This window comes from Pseudomonas sp. GW821-FHT02H06 (assembly GCF_059421525.1).
This window is the reverse complement of the sequence record NZ_JBWKVD010000002.1, coordinates 410,951-431,474: the sequence shown is the minus strand read 5'-3', so window position 1 is coordinate 431,474 and position 20,524 is coordinate 410,951. Positions and strand designations below refer to the sequence as shown.

Here is a 20,524-nt window from a genome sequence, read left to right as displayed (position 1 = left end):
CATCTTATCGCGACTGGCGATTTAGATAACTTCCAAACGGTATAAGCATATAGACAGATACAGCGTTGGATGCCGCCCGGCAATTTCCATTTATTCTAAAAGAAGGGTGTAGCGGTAAGCACTCAACCTCCCAAAAAAAATCCAAGGGCGCTGTGCATTGCACACAGCGCCCACTCGACCCGCAGGTGGTTAGCGCAAATTAGTCTTCGCCAATTCCAGCACCATATCCGCTTTACCGTTCATCACGGCCTTGAGCATGAACAGGCTGAAGCCTTTCGCCTGGGCGAGTTTGATCTTCGGCGGCATGCCCAGTTCCTGTTTAGCGGTCACGACATCCACCACCACAGGCCCCGGGTGTTCAAAGGCTTTCTTCAGCGCATTGGGCAGGTCCGCCGAGTCTTCCACGCGAATGCCCAAGATCCCCGCGCCGATGGCGATGTTGGCAAAATTGGTGCTGTTGAAGTCAGTGTCATGGGGCACATAACCGCCTGCCTGCATTTCCATCGCCACAAACCCCAGCGAGCTGTTGTTGAACACCACCAGCTTGATCGGCAGGTTCAGTTGGCGGATCGACAGCAAGTCCCCCATCAGCATCGACAAGCCGCCATCGCCGCAGAGCGCCACCACTTGCCGCTGCGGGAACGCCGCTTTCGCGCCCAGCGCCTGAGGCATCGCGTTGGCCATGGAGCCATGGTTGAACGAACCCAGCAGCGAGCGCTTGCCGTTCATGGTCAGGTAACGCGCCGCCCACAGGGTCGGCGTGCCGACATCGACGGTGAAGATCGCGTCCGGGTCGGCGTAGGCGTCAACCAGTCGCGTCAGGTATTGCGGGTGAATCGGCTCGCCATGGCCTGACGGCGTGGCCAGTTCATCCAGCTCGTCGCGGGATTTGGCGTAATGATCCAGCGCCTTGTCGAGGAACTTGCGGTCGGTGTGGGCCTTGAGGCGAGGCAGCACGGCGTCGAGGGTTTCAGCGACGCCGCCTGCCAGACCGAGGGCCACCGGCACGCGACGGCCGAGGGCCGTCGGATCGATGTCGATCTGGATGACGGTGGCTTTTTCCGGGTAGAAATTGCGGTATGGGAAGCTGCTGCCGAGGATCACCAGCGTGTCGCAGGCCATCATCGCGTGGTAGCCGGAGCTGAAACCGATCAGCCCGGTCATGCCGACGTCGAAGGGGTTGGCGTATTCGATGTACTGCTTGCCGCGCAGAGCGTGAACCACCGGCGCAGACAATTTCTCCGCCAGCGCAACCACCTGATCGTGGGCCTCGGCACAGCCAGCGCCGGCCAGAATCGTCACTGCTTTCGACTTATCCAGCAGGTCCACCAGGCGTTGTAAATCGGCTTCGGCCGGGATGACCCGCGCAGGCGCGTGATCGACCCACTGGGGCTTGATGTCGGGCGCTGCGCTCAGGGCGACATCGCCGGAAATCACGATCACCGCGACGCCGCGCTGGCTGATGGCCGCGCGCATCGCCCGCTCCAGCACCCGAGGGAACTGCTCGGGGGTGCTGACGGTTTCGACGAAGTGGCTGCACTCTTTGAACAGGTCGGTGGGGTGAGTTTCCTGGAAGTAATTCAGGCCGATCTCGGAAGACGGAATCTGCGCCGCGATGGCCAAGACGGGCACACCGCTGCGATGGCAGTCATACAGGCCGTTGATCAAGTGCAGGTTGCCCGGGCCGCAACTGCCCGCACACACCGCCAGCTTGCCGGTGGACGCCGCTTCCGCACCGGCCGCGAACGCCGCGACTTCTTCGTGACGGGTGTGCATCCACTTGATCTTGCCCAGACGCTGGAGGCTGTCGGTCAGACCGTTCAGGCTGTCGCCGCTGACGCCCCAGATCTTCGAGACGCCGGCTGCGGCGAGGGTTTGGGCGAGGTAATCGGCGATGGTTCTGCTGGACATGGGGCAAGTTCCTTGTCGAGTCGAATTGGCGCGCGAGGCCGGAACAGACATCACGCGTGGTCTCAAATCGACCCGTCACGCCGGGCACAGTTCAGTGCGTGTGGGCAAACGTGCCCACCCACCCACAGACGCCTGCCATCACACCGGCGGCTGGCCCGGCGCCTTGCTCGGCGCGGCGATCTGCACCTTGGGGTTGATTGGCGTGACATTCGGCGTCGCGTACTGCTGTTTCAGGTGACCGTCCTGATCCAACAGCCAGGCATCGAGGATCTCCCGCACCACGGGACCCGCCACCCGTCCGCCCGCCTCGCCGTTCTCGATCATCACCGCGACGACAATCTTCGGATTGGCCGCGGGGGCAAAGCCGACGAACAAGGCGTTGTCGCGGTGCCGTTCCAGCGTCTTGTCGCGGTTGTAGCGTTCGCCCTGCTTGATCGCCACCACCTGCGCGGTGCCGCTCTTGCCGGCGATGCGGTACTGCGCACCTTGCGCGGCCGCACGGGCGATGCCGCGCGGGTCGTGCATCACCGCTTGCATGCCGTTGTTGACCTGATCCCACTCGTGGGAATCGCGCAGCACGATGTTCGGCATCGGATGCTCGTCCACCGGCGCCACGCCGCCGATTTCCTTGGCCAGATGCGGACGGTGCCAGATGCCCTTGCTGGCGATCAGGGTCGTCGCCTGGGCCAGTTGCAGCGGCGTCACCTGCATGTAGCCCTGGCCGATGCCGAGGATCACGGTTTCCCCCGGGAACCAGGCCTGACGCCGGGTGATGCGCTTCCATTCTTTCGACGGCATCAGCCCCGCCGATTCTTCGAACATGTCCAGGGAGACCTTCTGGCCGATGCCGAACATGGTCAGGTAATCGTGCAGGCGGTCGATCCCCAGCTTGTGGGCCAGGTCATAAAAATAGGTGTCGTTGGAGCGCATGATTGCCGCGTACAGGTCCACCCAGCCATCGCCGCTGTGGTTCCAGTTGCGGTACTTGTGATCGAAATCAGGCAGCTGGAAATAGCCCGGGTCGAACACCCGCGTAGACGGCGTGACGACCCCGCTGTCCAGCCCGGCAATCGCCACTTCCGGCTTGATGGTCGAACCCGGCGCATACAAGCCGCGCAGCACGCGGTTGAACAGCGGTCGGTCGACCGAATCACGCAGCGCCGAATATTCCTTGAAGCTGATGCCGGTGACGAACAGGTTCGGGTCAAAGCTCGGTTTGCTGACCATCGCCAGCACTTCGCCGGTGGCCGGATCGATCGCCACCACTGAGCCGCGACGATCGCCCAAGGCATGTTCAGCCGCCTCTTGCAGCTTGATGTCCAGGCTCAGCGTGATGTTTTTTCCAGCCACCGGATCGGTGTGTTTGAGCACGCGCAATACACGACCTTGCGCGTTGGTTTCCACTTCTTCGTAGCCGACATGGCCGTGCAGCTCGCTCTCGTAGAAGCGCTCGACGCCGGTCTTGCCGATGGACTGTGTGCCGCGGTATTCCACCTGATCGAGCTGAGTCGCTTCCTTCTCGTTGATCCGCCCGACGTAGCCGATGGAGTGGGCGAAGTGCTCCGCCAGCGGGTAGTGGCGAACGAACTGCGCCTCTACGTCCAGGCCCGGCAGGCGGAACTGATTGACCGCCAACAGGGCGATCTGCTCTTCGGTGAGTTCATACAACAGCGTCACCGGCACGAAGCGGTGCGGCGAGTTTTTCATCGCCTTGTCGAAGATGATGCGGTCCTCGTCGGGCAGGTTGAGGATCTGCATCAGTTCGTCGATGACCGCATGCCAGTCGCCTGCGCGCTCGCGGGTCATGGTCAAGTTGAAGCTGGGCCGGTTGTCGGCGAGGATCACGCCGTTGCGATCGAAGATCAGCCCGCGCTCGGGAGGAATCGGCAGGACATGGACGCGGTTGTTTTCGGAGATGGTCGAGTGGTAGGCGAATTCGGTGACTTGCAGGAAGTACATGCGGCACACCAGCGCGACGCTGAGCATGGCCACGAACACGGCGCAGGCGATCAAGCGTTTGTTGACCAGCCGGGTTTCCTTCTCGTGGTCTTTTAAAGGTATTGGATCGGGCATTTCTGCAGCTACTCGGTGAACAGATGGACAGCACAGTCAGCACCCCGCGTGAATAGGCGGGACGCAAATGGCGTGCACGATACCAAGAAGTGCTCCTGGCGACGGACTCGGCTTTATGAAGATTCTGTCAGGTTCGAGCCGCCGCCCGCGCTGACATTCAAACCGTAAGGCCCGATTAGGCGAAACGACACGCGCCGTCGCCGGCTCATTGTTACTCGAAAGGACCGTGACTGTTACGGGATCGGTAAGAGTCATTTACAGAATTCACTCGCCGCAACACGTCGTAACACATCTATCATGCCAGTTGGCGTGAAAAAACAGGGATCAGTTACGGCAACTCCCCGCTCAGCGTGCGCTATTCGGCCGCCGGGCTGCCAGAGACCCAATGTCACACCCCGCCAAGAGCCACTTGCCGTGCACATCGTATGCGCGGCAATACCCGTGATAAAGAACGCAGAGCACAGCCCCGGCACGGACCATTCCCCAATGGCCTGTGGGGGCGTGGTTTTGCAGGAGCCCTGAATGACAGAGAAATCCAAAGGCCTCACCCGCCGCCAGTTGCTGAAAGGTTCAGCCACGACGCTGGCCGTGGGCGCCGCCGCTACGGCCCAGGCCGCCACCGTCGTTGGCGTTCCGCAGTGGGTGCCCTTCGACCACAACGGTCCGATGCACTACGACACCCCCGGCTGGCAGTTCTTCACCGACGCCGAGGCCACTGCGGTGGAAGCCATTGTCGCCCGACTGATTCCCGCCGATGACCTCAGCGTCAGCGGCAAGGACGCCGGCTGCGCGGTATTCATCGACCGTCAGCTGGCCGGCGAATACGGCACCTTCAGCCGTCTGTACATGCAGGGGCCATTCGTTCAGGGCACGCCGATGCAGGGTGACCAGTCGGAACTGGTGCCGCGCCAGCGTTACCGTCTCGGCCTCGCCGGCCTCGAAGGCTATTGCCAGAAGCAGTTCCAGAAAAACTTCAGCGCCCTGACCGCGGAACAACAGGACAAAGTCCTGACCGGTCTGGACAAGGCGGAAATCACGCTGGACGGCATCGACGCCAAGCTGTTCTTCCAGCAAGTGCTCGGCAACACCATGGAAGGCTTCTTCGCCGACCCGGTCTACGGCGGCAACCGCGACATGGTGTCGTGGAAAATGATCGGCTTCCCCGGTGCCCGCTACGACTACCGCGAGTACATCGGTCTGCACAACCAGAAGCTGAATCTGGTGCCGCTCTCCATCATCGGCAGCTCCGCCTGGACCAAGAAGGGTTAATTCGACATGGCCAAAAAACTACCTTCCACGGACGTCGTGGTTGTCGGGCTCGGCTGGGCCGGATCCATCATCGCCAATGAACTGGCTGACGAAAATCTGAAGATCATCGGTTTCGAACGCGGCCCTTGGCGCGACACCGCCGCTGATTTCAACGTCGCGTCAGCGGCGGACGAACTGCGCTACAACCGCCGTCAGGACCTGATGCTGAGGACCCGGCAAAACACCACGACCATTCGTAACAGCGTGACCGAGACAGCGCTACCCATGCGCAGCTGGGGCTCGTTTCACCCGGGCAACGGCACCGGCGGCGCAGGCAACCACTGGGCCGGCATCACCTTCCGCTTCCAGCCCCACGAATTCCGGCTGCACAGCCACCTGACCGAGCGTTACGGCAAGGAGTTGTCGCCTGAACTGACCTTGCAGGATTGGGGCACTGACTGGGACGAAATGGAGCCGTTCTACGCCAAGTTCGATCGACTGGCGGGCATCTCCGGCAAGGCCGGCAACATCAAGGGCGTGATCCAGGAGGGCGGCAACACCTTCGAAGGCGCTCGCTCGGAGGAATACCCGAACCCGCCGACAGCACAGACTTACGCGCCGACGCTGTTCGCCGAAGCCGCGAAGAACCTGGGCTACAAGCCGTTCCCGGTGCCCTCGGCCTTGGTTTCGCGTCCGTACGTGAACTCCCTTGGCGTAGCCATGGGTGCCTGCACCTTCTGCGGTTTCTGCACCAACTACGGCTGCGCCAACTACTCCAAAGCCAGCGCCATCACCACGGTGTTGCCGGTGCTGGTGCGCAAGCCGAACTTCACCGCGATGACCAACTGCGAAGTCCTGCGCGTGACCATGGACAGCAGCGGCAAGCGCGCCACCGGCATCGTCTACATGGATTCCAACGGCGAAGAGTGGGAACAACCCGCCGAACTGGTGGTGATCAGCGCCTTCATCTTCGAAAACGTGCGCCTGATGCTGCTCTCCGGCGTCGGCCAGCCGTACGACCCGGTGACCAACACCGGCACCACGGGCCGCAACTACGCCTACCAGACCGCCAACAGCGTGCGCATGTTCTTCGATGACAAGAACTTCAACCCGTTTATCGGCGGCGGCGCCATCGGCATGGGCATCGACGAGTTCAACAACGACAACTTCGACCACTCGGGTCTGGGTTTCGTCGGCGGCGGCAGCACCCGTGTGACGCCGATCGGTGCCGCGCCCATCGACTCCCGCCCTCTCCCGCCCGGCACCCCGGCCTGGGGTTCGGAATGGAAGAAAGCCACGGTGAAGAACTACGCCAGCACCATGTCCATCGGCTGCGAAGCAAGCAGCTACGCGACCCGCACCAACTACCTGTCGCTGGACCCGACCTATAAAGATCCGCTGGGTCGTCCGCTGCTGCGCATCACCTTCGACTTCCCGGAGAACGACCGCAAGATGGCCGCTTACGTCACCGGCAAGGTCGGCGAAATCGCCAAGAGCATGAACCCGCGGCAGATGGTGCCCAGCTCCCAGCAAGGGCATTGGAACAGCGCGCCGTATCAGTCGTCGCACATCGTCGGCGGCTTCATCATGGGCGCCGACCCGAAAAACAGCTCGGTGAACAAACACCTGCAAGTGTGGGGCGTGCCGAACCTGTTTGTGGTCGGCTCTTCCGCCTTCCCGCAGAACCCGGGCTACAACCCGACCGGCACCGTCGCGGCGCTGGCCTTCAAAGCGGCGGATGCCATCCGCACCCGCTACCTCAAGCGTCCAGGGGAGATGATCAGCGTATGAAGACTCTCCTGACGGTCTGCGCAGGCGTTATCGGCCTGTCTGTTTCCCTGGCTCATGCCGCAACCGGCGCCGATTCCTACAACATCGTGGAAAAAGGCCGCTATCTGACCACTCTGGGCGACTGCACCGCGTGCCACACGATCCCGGGCAAGCCGCTGTTCTCCGGTGGCGTCATCCTCGACACGCCGTTTGGCAAGCTGGCCGGCGCCAACATCACCCCGGACCCGGCGACCGGCATCGGCCGCTGGAGCTTCGAGGATTTCCAGAACGCCATGTCCAAGGGCCACGGCCTGGACGGCAAGCGTTTGTACGGCGCCATGCCGTTCACCGCGTACACCAAGGTGCTGCGTGAGGACAACCTGGCGATCTTCGCGTACCTGAAAACGGTCGACCCGGTGGAAAACAAGGTTGAAACCAACCAGCTGCCCTTCCCGTTCAACGTGCGCACCAGCCTGATCGGCTGGAACCTGATTAACTTCAAGGAAGGCGAATTCAAGGCCGATCCGCAGAAGTCCGAGCAGTGGAATCGCGGCGCGTATCTGGTGGAAGGTCTGGGCCACTGCGGCACGTGCCATACGCCGAAGAACCTGATTGGCGGCGACAAGAACGATCAGTTCCTCACCGGCGCCAATCTGCAGAGCTGGGTCGCACCGAACATCACCTCCACTGGCCACGATGGCATTGGGGCGTGGAGTGAGGCGGACATCGTCAAGTACCTGAAGACCGGTGCGAACCGCTTCGACATCGCGTCCGGGCCAATGGCCGAGGAAGTCGAGCATTCTTCGCAGCACTGGAAGGATGAGGATTTGCTGGCGGTGGCGGTGTACTTGAAAGACGGTGCCAAGCCGGTTGAGGCGGCCAAGCCAATCGCTGCGGATGATGCGGCGATGGTGGCGGGCAAGGCGATTTATGCGGATCGCTGCTCGGCGTGTCATACGCCGACCGGTGAAGGCGCGGCCAATCTGTTCCCGAAACTGGCGTTGGCGCCGTTGGTGAATAGCAGCGATCCGTCGTCGCTGATTCGTGTGGTGCTGGCCGGCAGTCGTGCGGGTGCGACGGATGCTGCGCCGACGGCTCCGGCGATGCCGGCGTTTGGCTGGAATCTGTCGGATGAGAATGTCGCGGATGTGCTGACGTATGTGCGTAATACGTGGGGCAATGCGGCGCCGGCGGTATCCGGTTCGGATGTGAAGGACGTGCGTGAGGGGTTGAGGGCGAAGTAGTTTTTCCGCCTGCCTGACGTTGGAGATCAAGATCAAGGGCGTCTGCCTAGGGGCAGACGTTTCGCCTTCGGCGAGTTACTTGATAAAGCCCCAAGTAACCAAGGGCTTGTGCTCCTGGTTTGGCCCTTCCTTCGTCAGGGTTCCTTCACTCCGGTCTCGCTCCGTGGGCCCGCGCCGAACGGACATCTATGTCCTGACGGCGCTCTCGCCGCATCCATGCGGCTCGGCCCACTCCACGAAACCTCCGTTCAGCCTGCACCCAAGTCGCGATTTGTGGTGTCTGAACTTTTTGTGGTTGAAGATCAAAAGCAGATCAACCGCTTCCCGGCTAAAGCCGGTCCCACTGGCTTCACGCGTTGCTTTTAGTGGGACCGGCTTTAGCCGGGAAGAGGCCTGTTTGCGCACCGATATCGTCGGAGGGTGAGCTGGATACCCACCCATCATTCACTTGTACGATGTCTTATCAGGAGGTATTACTAGTGGCCCGTAAAAAAATAATAGAACGGAGATCGCTACATGGACTCATCCCTGTCCGCCTTGCCCCCGCACGCTGAAACCGCTGGTCACTCAAGCGGCAACACGCGCCGCAGTTTCCTGAAAAAATCCCTCGCTGTTTCCGCCACGCTGGCCACCGTCGGCAGCGCCGCTCTGCCCCGCCTCGCGTCTGCCGCAGAACCCCTGAGCCAGCGCTACCCGGATCCGCTCATTCACATTCTCGACGACAGCTTTCTTGAACTGCGTGTCTTCAACGCCAGCGTGGAAAAACTTGCCACAGGCATGCGTTGGGCCGAGGGGCCGGTGTGGGTCGGCGACGGGCGTTACCTGCTGGTCAGCGATATCCCCAACAACCGCATCATGCGTTGGGACGAAATCACCGACACCTTCACGGTGTACCGCGAGCATTCCAACTTTTCAAACGGCATGTGCCGCGATCGCCAGGGGCGCCTCATCGTCTGCGAGGGTTCGACCACCACCACCGAAGGCCGGCGCATCACCCGCACGGAATACAACGGCACCATCACCGTGCTGGCCGACAGCTTCGACGGCAAACCCTTCAACTCCCCCAACGACATCGTCTGCAAAAGCGACGGCTCGATCTGGTTCAGCGACCCGCCCTTTCAGACCAGCAACAACTACGAAGGCCACAAAATCACCCCGACCCAGCCCCACGCTGTCTACCGCATCGACGGCGAGAGCAGGAAAGTCACCCGGGTGATCGACGACCTCGCCGGTCCCAACGGCCTGTGCTTCTCCCCTGACGAAAAGACCCTGTACGTCGTCGAAGGTCGCGCCAAACCCAACCGCCTGATCTGGGCCATCGCGGTCAAGGACGACGGCACCCTGGGCGAACGCCGCAAACACATCGAAGGCCTGGACTACGCCGCCATCGACGGCATGAAGTGCGACGAAGCGGGCAACCTGTGGTGTGGCTGGGGCGGCAACGGCGACCCCAAGGCCGACCTCGAAAAACTCGACGGCGTGCGGGTCTTCAACCCCCAGGGCAAGGCCATCGGGCACATCTCGCTGCCAGAACGCTGCCCGAACCTGTGCTTCGGCGGACGCGAAGGGAATCGGTTGTTCATGGCGAGCAGTCACTCGATTTATTCGTTGTTTGTGAATACGCGTGGGACTGGGTTTGTGGTGTAAGGGGCTGGCTGGATCACAAGACGGTCAAACGACCGTCTACCTCCGCACTCTTGGACTTAAGGGGACCGTCCCCTTAAGGATTTAAGTGTCACAGTCCGAAAACATGAAGATGTCCAAGTTGAAATGCCTCGCTCAGCTCAACTTCCTCATTAACGTCCCCCTCACTCAAACACTTGCATGGCCTATTCTCCAGCGCTGCGCGCACTAGGTCATGTAGCGCCGACGATTTAAAATTGACCTCAAGCCATAGTGTACTGTCATCATCATGGCTCAAGCGTGCGTCATAATCCGCTTCAGTCTTAGAATTTTGATCTTTCAAGTACAAAAATTCTTGATCTGCCCGAACGCAAGACTCACTCGCCTTTAAAGAATCCATAATGCGCTGAGCTGTAAGATCGTTGGAAAACACCAGTCTATATTCATGACTCATGAGCCGTGCGGCCTCCCTCGAACTGTGGGTAAATCAATGGGAATACGAATGCCGATATGACTTTTGTTTGGATCCGTCGTGCCGGTGCCATGATCATCTAGAGTGTTTCCAGAAGGATTCACTTTATTGAGCGAAAGGAGTCCGACCCCTTTAACAGTCCCTCTAAGCCTGATTGGTCGCAGGCGAGCGAGATTTTCTGCCCCCGAACGCAGGATAGGGCTGTCATAGGGTGCCGGCGCAAAAGATCGGTATCGCGCCTGGCGTTGCGAGTTGCGCCTGCCCACCGGCCTTACGCCCAAATATCAAGTTCTCCATGGCTTGAGCAAGGCCCAGCCCCTGTATCCAAAGCCCGTCGTGGATGAGGCTCAAGACGTAGCAGCAACCCTTTTCGTCCATCAACAGCGCGCCGTGGCCGTGTTGGATTTCGGCGATGCTCACCAAGGTACTGCCCAGGCGTTGCTGCCACTCAAGGAAATCTTCGCTTCCATGCAGATGTTCGAATGTGCCAAAGGCGACATCACTGGTAGCGCACTCCTCTCCTGCGCCGCAGATGCCTACCTTCACCCCGACAAGCTGTTCAAGTAGAGCAGCGGCAGGATGCTCGGGTGGAACATAATGCGGTAGTGGTATGGTGGAAGTGCTGGGCCAGCCTGCGGCAAGAAACAGTGGGCTCAGGCTTTCAGGAAGTTCGATCAGCGGGGGTACGTTCAGTGTGTCGGTCACGATTTTACCAAGCTGTTAGTGGGAGATATAAAGAAAAAATAAAGGAGTCTGTCCCATTCGAACACGCTGGAATCGGATCGGATCGGTCAGGCCGACTTCTTCGGCGAATTCAGAGAGTTAAAGGGTCCGTCCCCTTCAACTCTGTAGTGTTGGAGGATGCTTAAGACGAAAGGCCTTATGTAATGGAACTTCATCATCTTGCTCCCCACCCTCTAAGCATCTGTATTGTTTGGTGTCAATTGCAGCCTTCAGCAACTCGTATAAATTCGGGGATCGAAAGCCTACTTCGAGCCAGAGTGAATTAGAGTCCTCTAGCGTTAGTCTCACATCATAGGCTGCTTCACTGTTCACACTCAGCTCTTTCAAGCAAATACATTCGCCAGCCGCACCAATGCATGCCGTACTGGTTTTCACCGAGTCAAGGACATTGCGAGCTGAAAACGAGTCCTCGAATACTAATCTGAATTCATAGCTCATAATCCGCGTGGTCTCCCCCGGACAATAGGTAAGTCTTTAGGGTTACGAATACCCATATGGTACTTATCTGGATCGGTTGTAATCTCTCCTTTATCGTCAAGCTGGTTTTCACATGGGTCCTCTTTGTGCATGTGCGAGTTAAAGAGGTCTGTCCCCTTTAGCCCAAGATCAACACGTTCGTGCTTAGTGCCTTCCACTCTAAAGGTGTGACTGATAAAAGCATCTGCGCCTCCGCACTTACTCGCATTATCGATATATTTTCCGCCTTTTTGAAAGCATCGTCACGGATGGCAAGATCCTTCCTGAGAAGTGTTGCCTTTAACTCACTCAGATTTTGCTTAGAGTTAACGGGGTCCGTACCCTTTAGCCTCTTAAGCCAGCTAAAGGGGGCAGCGCATTTTCGCTTTTTATCTGCACAATTAAGAGGGGTCACCCCCTATAATGCTCTACATTAATAAAAGATTAACTCGCGGACGCTGTTCACGAAACGAATCTCGGCATCACCGCCCACTATTTCTTCAAACTCTCTAAAAAAGAAGTCCAAGTCCTTTGAGAACACAAAGAATGCATCACGACCATGCTCTCCAGACACCAATGCTCGTAGTATGTAGTGGCAGCTTTCATGTAGTGCTTCATACAACTCTTTTCCGATTATCGATAAATATTGAGCCTGAACAATACTAGCTAGCATCGAACTTTTAGGCATTGTTGTGGGCCTATGCCTCGAGATCACGTTGTGTTTCCTGAGGTCTTTGTCATACTGCATATGTTCTTGAACCAGCCTTTCGAATTTGCCGGCTTTACCTCGAAACAGGAGCCGAGGCATTCCTTCGACGTCTTCCGCCAGTGGTATTTTTATACTCAAATTATTTATATCGACTGAATAGCATTTTGATACAAGCGCTTTTATAGCCGCTTCACCTTGGGCCGTCGTTCCGAAGCCAACCCCTCCTTGCAGATTCGTAGCCATCACCAAGGCGAACTCGTCAGTATCATCCGCGGACATTTCTCTTATAAAATCGTTAGCATGATTTTTAAACTCACCAAATTCGGCTTTAAAGCATAAGATCTTGTAGTATTTCATATCAGATTCCTTTACGTCCTGCCGGGTAGGTGAACACTATTACCGCACCCTTTGTATTTGTGGCGTGAACATGTGGAATTTCATGGTGAGCTGGTTGATCATCTCCGACCAAGTCAGGGTGCCCATCTGGATGCTCGAACACCTCTGCTACCCCATTTTTATCCCTGCGCCCTAGCGTGGTGATCCCGCGACTTTTCATACAGTTGCAATTCACTCCATGGCTACTCAGGTTGAGATCTTTCATTGGGATCGCCTCCCCACCTCTACCTAACCGCGGTACCTGAGCATGTTGCTGGGCCTTTTTCATTGCGCTCCTACGGCTATTTGTTGCGACAACTTTTTGCAAACCGAGTGGGTCGATCCAACCCGTCGGATTTGAAACGTAGTGATAGAGATTTAGCCCACCACTGTAGCCAATCGGATCCTTGCTAATAAACCGACCGACCCTTGGATCATAGTACCGATGCCGGTTGTAGTGCAGGCCGGTCTCGTGGTCGTGGTACTGCCCTTGGAATCGGATGGGGTTAGTCAGGCCGACTTGTTGGGCGAATTCAGAATGGTGTTCCTGCGCTTCGCCCCACGCTTTGTATTGCGCGCTCCAAGCGGTGTTGCCGTTTTGATCGGTGATTTCCTGGGGCGTGCCGAGGTGGTCGCATTGGTACCAGGCGAGGACGTCGATAGGCAGCGCTGTGGGTTTGTAAGTCCAGAGCGGATCTTCCTTGAAGTTGTAGCGGCCGGTGTAAGTTGGCTGGCTGACGAGGCGAATTGTTTCGTGGCGGATGGCCTGGGCCGCTGGCACGAAAGTGCCGGGCTCGTGGATGTAGTGGACGGTGCGGCCGAGGGCTCCGGCGTGGGGCGGCGGACTGCTTTCCCAGGCGAGGTTGTCTCCGTCCCAGCCGTAGAGGGTGAAGCCGCAGCCGAGCTCGCGCTCCTTGCGGGCGTGTTCATTTTCGTTCCAGCCGGTGCCGGCTTCTGGGCGCGGTCGGTAGTGCGCTTTGGAGAGCTTGTAGAGGCGACGTCCGAGTGGGTCGTAGCCGAAGTCGACGGTGAGGCGCGGATCGCGGAAATGCACAAGGCGATCAAAGAGGTCCCAGTGCAGTTCGCTGCGCAGGCCGTTGGTCCAGCGCTCGGTCTGGTTGCCGCGTTCATCGTATTCGTAGTGGTTGCCGGCGTAGTCGCGCAGCAGGTTGTCCACGAGTTTATGGCGGACCGGTTCGGGGTCGAGTGGGCGGCGTACGGGTGCGGCGCTGTCATCGAGCAGGTTGCTGGCCGGGTCGAAGGCGAAGGTTTCTGTGCCCAGGCGACTCGTTGCGGCGAGCAGGCGGCTCACCGGGTCGTAGCGGTATGAGAGCGGACCGCGACGGCTGTCGTTGATGTCGGTGAGCTGCCCGGCAGCGTCGTAGGTGTAGGCGCGTTTGATGAGCGTGGATTTTGTCGTCTGCTCGTCCCAGCAGTTGCTCTTGCAGGCGTCCCGCCGGGTCCCAGCTTTGGGTTTGCAGCAGTTGGTTGCCCTGATGGCGGGCGACTTCGCGGTGCAGATCATCGCGCTCGTAACTGAGCAGTTCGTGCTCATCCAGCTTCAAGCCGAGCAGATGGCCGCTGCCATAGGTGAGCCAGCTGACGCGATGGCCGTCCGGGCGAATGGTGGCAATGCGGTTGTTGAGCGCGTCGTACTCGTGCTGCCAGATGGCGACCAGTGGTTTATCCAGGTTCGAGTAATGCTGATGCTCGCGCAGGAGGTTACCGGCCGGGTCGTGGAACCATTGCAGTTTGCTGATGGCGTTGGTCGCCATGACCAGATGGCCGTTGCCGTCGTAGGCGAAGGTTTCGCTTTGGGCTTGTTCGCCGAGGGTGGCGCGGCGTTTGGTCAGGCGGCCCATGGGGTCGAAGGTCAGCGCAATCGTGCGCTGGCCGTTCACCGTCTGAGCAAGCCTTCCAGTTTCGGGATCGTATTGATAGCGGCTAGAACGCCCATCGAAACCGCGTTCTTCCAGCAGCCTGCCCACAGGATCGTAGTGAAAATGCGCACGGCGTTCGTTTTCGTTTTCCAGCGCAACGAGGCGGCCAAGCTTGTCCCAGCGATAGCGCAAGGTTTGTTCGGCGGCGTCGACGCGTTCGGCGATAAATCCCGCAGCGCTGTAACGCCAGGTGGTGCAACGTTCCAGGCCGTCCGAGTGAGCCAGCAACCTACCTTCGGCATCGCGGCTAAAGCGTTCTTCGGTTTTTTCCGGGTGCTTGATCAGTACCAGTTGACCGGCTTTGTATTCGTACGCGGTGCTGTGGCCAGCAGGGTCGGTGAAGCGAACCATCTGGCCGCGATCGTCGTACTCCCATCTACTCACCTTGCCCGAGCAGTCGGTGTACTTAACGAGTTGTCCGGCGTCGTTGTAGGCCAACGCCTTCGTGTTGCCGCTGGCGTCCTTGATCGCTGTAGGAAGACCGAACGAGTTGTAGGCGTATTCAGTAACGTTCTCTAGCGGATCAATCGCTTCTACGAGATTGCCGCGAAGGTCGTATTCCCGTTTCCACAACCCGCCTTCGCCATCGCTGATTTTGATCAGGTGGCTTTTGTCGTCGTAGGCGTAGTTCATCACGCTGTGATCAGCGCGGGTATGCTCGGTGAGGTTGCTCAGCTTGTCGTAGCGATACCGATCCGTGCTGCCGTCAGTGTGGACGTGGCGGATGATGTTCTTCGCCTGATCACGAAAGAACCACTCGGAACGGCCGTCTGCGTGGCAGATGCGGTACGTGTAACCGAGGCTGTCGTAGTAGTGCCGGGTTTCGTGACCGAGGGCATCAGTGACGTAGGTCAGGCGGATGTTTTCGTCCCACGCCAACCGAGTATCGAAACTGCCGTCGTCGGCCCATTCGCGAATGGCTTTGGCATCGGGGCCAGATCCCTGCCATTGCAGATTCAAACCACGATTGGTGCGGTCGGTATAGCGGGTAATCAGGTGGTCTTGATACTGATAACGCCAGGCAGCGCCGTTCTCATCCTGGGCCAGAACAAGGTCACCGAAATCGTCGTACTGATAGGCACACAGTTGGCGTTTGACGTCGCCATCACGAACCTCCCAAAGACCGGTCAGACGCCCCTGATCATCGATCAACGTGCCCAGGCGCAGATGAACTCTGTTGACGTCTTTTTCCGAGTAAGTGACTAACTCGGAGAGCACCATCCAATCTCCATGGCGATGCTCGTGATGCAACATCACCCCGGCGCCGTTGGGCAAAACCTTGTTGATCAGGACAAAACGATTACTCCGGCGAACATAGGTCTCCCTGTGCTCCAAACCCCGCATCAGCATTAACCGATCTTTGCTGGGGCGAACAACGGTCAGGTTTTCAATGGCGTTGAAGTGAAAGAGTTTTACCTTGGGAAGGGGGAACTCATGGCTGCGTCCGTCGAAGTCATGAAACACCAAACCGTCGCTGACGAGATCGAAACGTGTAGTAAACGGCGTGATCCAACGCGCGCCCACCACGTCATGATCGTAGGCATCCAGACTCGAACAGTAAGTCCGCGTCCACTCAATGGGAAAAGGCCCCGGCAGGCTGAAATCGGTATGGCTAACCGACTCCGAACCCATCGCAAAACTGATGCTCCTCGCCGTCGACCCACAGGCACATTCACAAGGGCACGGACACGTACAGTTCTTCCGCTTGTTAGGCCGGGCTTTCGCAGGCTTCTCGAAACCAACTGCCTCCAGCTTCCCTTCGCCGCCCTGGCGCCTGGCCTGATTAACAACCCCGGGCTTGATGTTGAAAGCCTGCCCATGGCCATTGCGTGACCGCCAACTGACAACGGCATCACCCAGCGTCAGCAGCAGCGAACCAATGGAATTCTGAACCCCAGGATCCGCCAGACCAGTCATCCTGGTGCGAAGCTCCGGCCCCATGGCGCGCAACAATTTGGCCTGTCTACCTATCTCTTTCTTAACCGACTCCGGCACAAAATTTTCGACGGCGCCGTTAACCGCACCCTTACCCGCAGCAACGCAAACATCCGCAGCCGCCGCAAAAATGTTGCCAATCGCGGCTTTGGGGTCATAGGCCCACTGATCCCCAGCGGCCTGAACCAACTGCTCGGCCTCAAGCAAATCAGCCTTGGCGTTCAGCTTCGGGTCAACCAGCTGTTCAAGACTGGCAGCGATCTCAAAGAGCACGCCTTCCCCCAGTTTCCCGGCATCCTCAAGAATCCCCGGAAGCTTCCCCTGCGCCTGCGTCACAAAATCATCAAGCGTCCCGACGATGTCGGCATTGAGGTGCCCGATCAGCACCTCGATCAGCGAATCACCCAGCACCATCTTGCCCGCCTGACGCATCTCCTGGCGCACCAGAAACAGCGTCGGCCGCAGGCTCATTCGCGCTGCCGCCATGGTCGGCGGCGTCGGCAAGACGCCAATCAAATTGATGCCCAGACTCACCCAATCCAGCGGGTCGCGCTTTTCGCTCGTCGCCAGCCGAACGATGTCATTCAGCGCATCAACCAGCGCCATGATGTTGCCCACCACGGGCAAAAATCCCGCAGCGTTCTTGATCCGCTCAAGCGAAACGACCCCGCCGCTGATGTCCTGCAGCCAGGCATCGACGTTCGCCGCACCGGCGCCAACGTCCTCAAGCTGAATCAGATCAAGCGGAACGATCGCCACCTGAGCTTCGCGCTCTGCAATGCCCGCGCTCATGACAACTTCTCGCCGGCCAGCAGGCCCGACACTTCAAGCAAGCCCTCATCCACCGTGGGCACTGCCAGGCTCGGAAGCTTCCCGCTTTTGATCATCCCGCTCAGAAGACCTGAAGCGATTGGCAGAGCCGCAGTCGCCAGCGGCGGCAAGCCCAAGCCCGCCGCCCCAGCGTCAACCGCGGCCGTCATGACGTGCGCAACATCCCAGTTCTTGCTCGGCAGCCCCTCGCTAACCTCCGTCTCTAACGGCGCAGGTACCTCCACCGCACTCGGCGGCAGGACCGGCCATTCGGGCTTGCCGATGAAGCTGCTCTCCGTCCAGGTGTCCGCCGGGTCCTTGCCGAAGGACACCCGTCCAGGCCCGGGTGCAGCACCGGGAACGGTCGCGAATCCCTTGGCATCAAGGGACCCTTTAAGCCGCTGGCCCAGGGCATCGATCACCTCGAAACCGCCGCCCTGAATCCCTTGCTGCCCCGCGTAATGGTTAAACAGCTCAAGATCGCCCTGCCCCGGTTTTGGGGGCTCCGGGAACACGCCCGCGAGGTTTTTCGCAGAGGTATAGGCGAAATTGGCGGCGTGGGCGGTGTACGGACCGGTGGTGACGTGGGTGATGCCGGCGGCGTTGTAGGTGGTGGCGCTGCCGCCGCCCTGAATCACCAGCTCGGTTTTGGCGGTGAGGGTGATGCGCTCGGCGTTGGCGGTGATGTTGAGTTTGGCCAGCAGGTTGATGCTGTCCTTCAGGGCGCGCACGTCGATGTCGCCGGACGCCGCAACCAGACGCCAGCCGAGGCTTTGCACGAACAGGCGCATGCCCTGGCTGGCGCTGGCCAAGAGGCGTTTACCCACGGAAAAGCTGGTGTGACCTGTGCTGCTCAACGCCAGGTGCTCGCCGGTGGCGATGTGGCTTGAACGCGGCGTGGTCAAGGCGATGCCGGCCGGGCTGGCGAGGACCAGGTGCGGTTCGGTGAATTCGGGAAACTCGTTGGCGCTTTTGTTCGCGGGGCCGCTGCCGAGTACGCCCTGATGCTGGGCGTGCAGGGCTTTGGCGACGTCATCCTGATCGCCGGGCTCCTGAGCCTGCAATTCCTTGGCCTGCAGCGCGAAGCCGTCCTGCTGATCGGCGGCAGTGGCCAGGCGTTCGGCGGTTTCCGGCAAGTCCTTATGGTGCTTCGACTCGTTGGGACGCGGCTCGGTGGTGATCAACAAACCTGCAGCGGCGCGCACGGCGCCATGGCGGTCGGTGCGCAGCTCGAAACCCTCGCCCCGGGGCTGACCGCCGGCGGGTCGCGGATGGGTCAGGTAACCGAGGTTGATGGCACTGGCGCCATGATCGCTGCGCAGGGCAATGCTGATCTCGCTGGTGGTGTCGTCGATGCGCAGTTCGTTGGCGCGGCCGCCCTTGTATTCCTTGCTCTTGACCGTGGCCACGGTCTTGAAATCGGGCAGTTTGTACGGCGGCAAATGAGCGCCGTGGTACAGGCAACCGGTGATGAGGGGCTGGTCGGGATCGCCTTCGAGGAAGGTGATCAGGACTTCCATGCCGACCCGCGGCAGGTTGATCGCACCGAAGTTCTGGCTGGCCCAGTTCGAGGCCACGCGCATCCAGCAGCTGGTCTTGTCGTTGTGCTGGCCGTCGCGGTCCCAGAAGAACTGAACCTTCACCCGGCCATGCTGATCGCAGTAAATCTCCTCCCCTTCGGGCCCGGTGACCACGGCACTTTGGGTGCCCAGCACCTTCGGTTTCGGATGTTCCAGCGGTGGCCGGTAGTGGACGTCCCACGGCGTCGCGCTGAAACGATTGCGATAGCCCTGATGGAAATCGCTTTTCAAGTCAGTGACGTCGCTGGTGATGACCTCTTCCAGCACCTGGGGCTGCTTGCCTTCGTGGAAAACTTCGGTCAGCAGCCACAGGTCGTTCCACAGCGGGTTGGCGTGCCCGGTCAGGGCGAGAAAATGGCCACTGACCAGCCGCGGTTGATCGCTGCTGCCTTCGGCCAGCCGGTAGTCGCTGCGGTGGCGCTCGAGGGCACGATTGGCCAGATGGCGGCCACGTTCGCGATCGGCGAAGCGGCCGGGGTAGTCATAATCTTCGAGGTCGGGAACGGCCGCACTTTTGGCTGTGCTCTCCAGCTGGAACTTCGGTTTGGTGAAGTCGTAATCGCGGCGCGTGGTGCGGCTGGTGCGTGTGTTCATGCGCAGGCCGAAGCGCTTGATCACCTGGGCGTCGGCCACCAGTCCGGTGTCCTGCTGGTAGAGCACCGGCGCCAGCTTCGGGAACACCGTCTGGTCGTCGCCGAACACCAGCAGATGACCCTTGGCGCTGTGCTGAAAATGAAAGTGAATGCCTTCCTCTTCGCACAGCCGCTGGATGAAATGCAGGTCAGATTCGTCGTACTGCACGCAGTAGACGCGCTCGGGGTAGGTCGCGCCGAGCTGGAACCGGTAATCGATGGAAAGAATGCCGTGCTCTTCCAGGACCTGGCTGATGATCTGCTGCACCGTCATCTGCTGGAAAATCCGCTGATTGATCCGGTGCGCCAGATAAGCCAGCTGAGGCCGCAGGGAAATCCGATAGCGGGTCATGCGCTTGCCGGCATCACCTTGGGCGATGCTGTAAACCAGCCCGTGAACCCCGGTGCCGTCCTCGGCCAGCTGCAGAAACGTCTGCGCGTGCAGCAGGCTTTCCAGATCGAGCGCTGCCTTTTCGCTGACCAGCTCCAGCTCGAATTCGTAGGGTTGGTTGAGGCGCTCCCGACCGGTGAAAGACAGCACTTGAAACAACGTGTCCTGCCCGTTGAGGGTCAGGCTGAATTGGGCTTGGTTGGCCGGTGCGAACATCCCTTGTTCCTTATGCGCTGTTGCGGCAGACGTCGATGCAAAGGGGGTGATCAACGACTGCAAGTGCGTGGAAGGACAGCGAACCGCCAGGCGTCGGCAGTGCTCTCCGCGGTCTGAAAATCACGACCGATCGGGGTTGATCGCGCATTCAGAGGACGACGGAGATATCAAGGGCCGTGCCAGCGGGCGCGGAGCCCTTGTGCCACAAGGGTTTGCAGGAGATTCTTGCGGGCTGGGCGAGATGCCTGGTCAGGACTTACGGGAAATGTGCGCAAGAAGTTGCGCACCCCTGCGCAAGTCCTTGCGCACTCCTCTGCAGCCCACGAGCGACGTGCCCTGCAGGTCGGTAAGCCAGCAATTGGCGACCGTCACTGCGCAACTTTTTGCGCATGATG

At 59.6% G+C, this 20,524-nt stretch carries 10 protein-coding genes and 1 pseudogene; 4 read left to right on the top strand and 7 right to left on the bottom strand.

All coding sequences use genetic code 11. The annotated features are described in order from the left end of the window. Nucleotides 1-189 precede the first annotated feature (189 nt). Nucleotides 190-1,911: a ubiquinone-dependent pyruvate dehydrogenase gene (poxB, locus tag AC07VF_RS05060; RefSeq protein ID WP_346628244.1), complete on the bottom strand. Its 1,722-nt coding sequence runs from the start codon at nt 1,909-1,911 to the stop codon at nt 190-192. A 138-nt stretch (nt 1,912-2,049) separates the two neighbouring features. Next, nucleotides 2,050-3,984 (bottom strand): penicillin-binding protein 2, encoded by a 1,935-nt coding sequence (gene mrdA, locus AC07VF_RS05055; protein WP_495009779.1) that lies wholly within the window; start codon nt 3,982-3,984, stop codon nt 2,050-2,052. Between the two features lie 522 nt (nt 3,985-4,506). Between mrdA and AC07VF_RS05050 the strand changes: the two genes are divergently transcribed. The 4 genes from AC07VF_RS05050 to AC07VF_RS05035 all read left to right on the top strand — a co-directional run bounded on the left by AC07VF_RS05050 (nt 4,507) and on the right by AC07VF_RS05035 (nt 9,893). After that, nucleotides 4,507-5,253, top strand: a complete 747-nt coding sequence (locus AC07VF_RS05050; protein ID WP_423571553.1) for a gluconate 2-dehydrogenase subunit 3 family protein — start codon at nt 4,507-4,509, stop codon at nt 5,251-5,253. Between the two features lie 6 nt (nt 5,254-5,259). Further along, nucleotides 5,260-7,023 (top strand): GMC family oxidoreductase, encoded by a 1,764-nt coding sequence (locus AC07VF_RS05045; protein ID WP_192172221.1) that lies wholly within the window; start codon nt 5,260-5,262, stop codon nt 7,021-7,023. After that, nucleotides 7,020-8,246: a c-type cytochrome gene (locus tag AC07VF_RS05040; protein WP_495009778.1), complete on the top strand. Its 1,227-nt coding sequence runs from the start codon at nt 7,020-7,022 to the stop codon at nt 8,244-8,246. The genes AC07VF_RS05045 and AC07VF_RS05040 overlap by 4 nt, the downstream gene beginning before the upstream one ends. 516 nt (nt 8,247-8,762) lie before the next feature. Continuing rightward, nucleotides 8,763-9,893 carry an SMP-30/gluconolactonase/LRE family protein gene (locus AC07VF_RS05035; RefSeq protein WP_495009777.1) on the top strand — a complete coding sequence of 377 codons (1,131 nt, stop codon included), beginning with the start codon at nt 8,763-8,765 and terminating at the stop codon, nt 9,891-9,893. 88 nt (nt 9,894-9,981) lie between these two features. Here AC07VF_RS05035 and AC07VF_RS05030 read toward each other — a convergent pair whose 3' ends face one another. The 5 genes and pseudogenes from AC07VF_RS05030 to AC07VF_RS05010 all read right to left on the bottom strand — a co-directional run bounded on the left by AC07VF_RS05030 (nt 9,982) and on the right by AC07VF_RS05010 (nt 20,129). After that, nucleotides 9,982-10,323 (bottom strand): hypothetical protein, encoded by a 342-nt coding sequence (locus tag AC07VF_RS05030; protein ID WP_495009776.1) that lies wholly within the window; start codon nt 10,321-10,323, stop codon nt 9,982-9,984. Nucleotides 10,324-10,545: 222 nt separating this feature from the next. Beyond that, the gene (locus AC07VF_RS05025; RefSeq protein WP_495009775.1) at nt 10,546-11,046 is read right to left on the bottom strand and encodes an SUKH-3 domain-containing protein; all 501 of its coding nucleotides are present in this window, start codon (nt 11,044-11,046) and stop codon (nt 10,546-10,548) included. 928 nt (nt 11,047-11,974) lie between these two features. Beyond that, on the bottom strand, nt 11,975-12,607 hold the full coding sequence (locus AC07VF_RS05020; RefSeq protein WP_192172225.1) for a hypothetical protein: 633 nt from the start codon (nt 12,605-12,607) through the stop codon (nt 11,975-11,977). 1 nt (nt 12,608) lies between these two features. Beyond that, nucleotides 12,609-17,292: pseudogene (locus AC07VF_RS05015) on the bottom strand (RHS repeat-associated core domain-containing protein). Beyond that, a complete protein-coding gene (locus AC07VF_RS05010; protein ID WP_495009774.1) occupies nt 17,289-20,129 on the bottom strand; it encodes a type VI secretion system Vgr family protein in 2,841 nt (946 codons plus the stop codon). Before AC07VF_RS05010 ends, AC07VF_RS05015 begins: the two are co-directional and overlap by 4 nt. Nucleotides 20,130-20,524 lie beyond the last annotated feature (395 nt).

Excerpts from the sequence above, each read along its gene's own strand:
- poxB (WP_346628244.1), bottom strand. The coding sequence starts at position 1,911 with ATGTCCAGCAGAACCATCGCCGATTACCTCGCCCAAACCCTCGCCGCA.
- mrdA (WP_495009779.1), bottom strand. The coding sequence starts at position 3,984 with ATGCCCGATCCAATACCTTTAAAAGACCACGAGAAGGAAACCCGGCTG.
- AC07VF_RS05050 (WP_423571553.1), top strand. The coding sequence starts at position 4,507 with ATGACAGAGAAATCCAAAGGCCTCACCCGCCGCCAGTTGCTGAAAGGT.
- AC07VF_RS05045 (WP_192172221.1), top strand. The coding sequence starts at position 5,260 with ATGGCCAAAAAACTACCTTCCACGGACGTCGTGGTTGTCGGGCTCGGC.
- AC07VF_RS05040 (WP_495009778.1), top strand. The coding sequence starts at position 7,020 with ATGAAGACTCTCCTGACGGTCTGCGCAGGCGTTATCGGCCTGTCTGTT.
- AC07VF_RS05035 (WP_495009777.1), top strand. The coding sequence starts at position 8,763 with ATGGACTCATCCCTGTCCGCCTTGCCCCCGCACGCTGAAACCGCTGGT.
- AC07VF_RS05030 (WP_495009776.1), bottom strand. The coding sequence starts at position 10,323 with ATGAGTCATGAATATAGACTGGTGTTTTCCAACGATCTTACAGCTCAG.
- AC07VF_RS05020 (WP_192172225.1), bottom strand. The coding sequence starts at position 12,607 with ATGAAATACTACAAGATCTTATGCTTTAAAGCCGAATTTGGTGAGTTT.
- AC07VF_RS05010 (WP_495009774.1), bottom strand. The coding sequence starts at position 20,129 with ATGTTCGCACCGGCCAACCAAGCCCAATTCAGCCTGACCCTCAACGGG.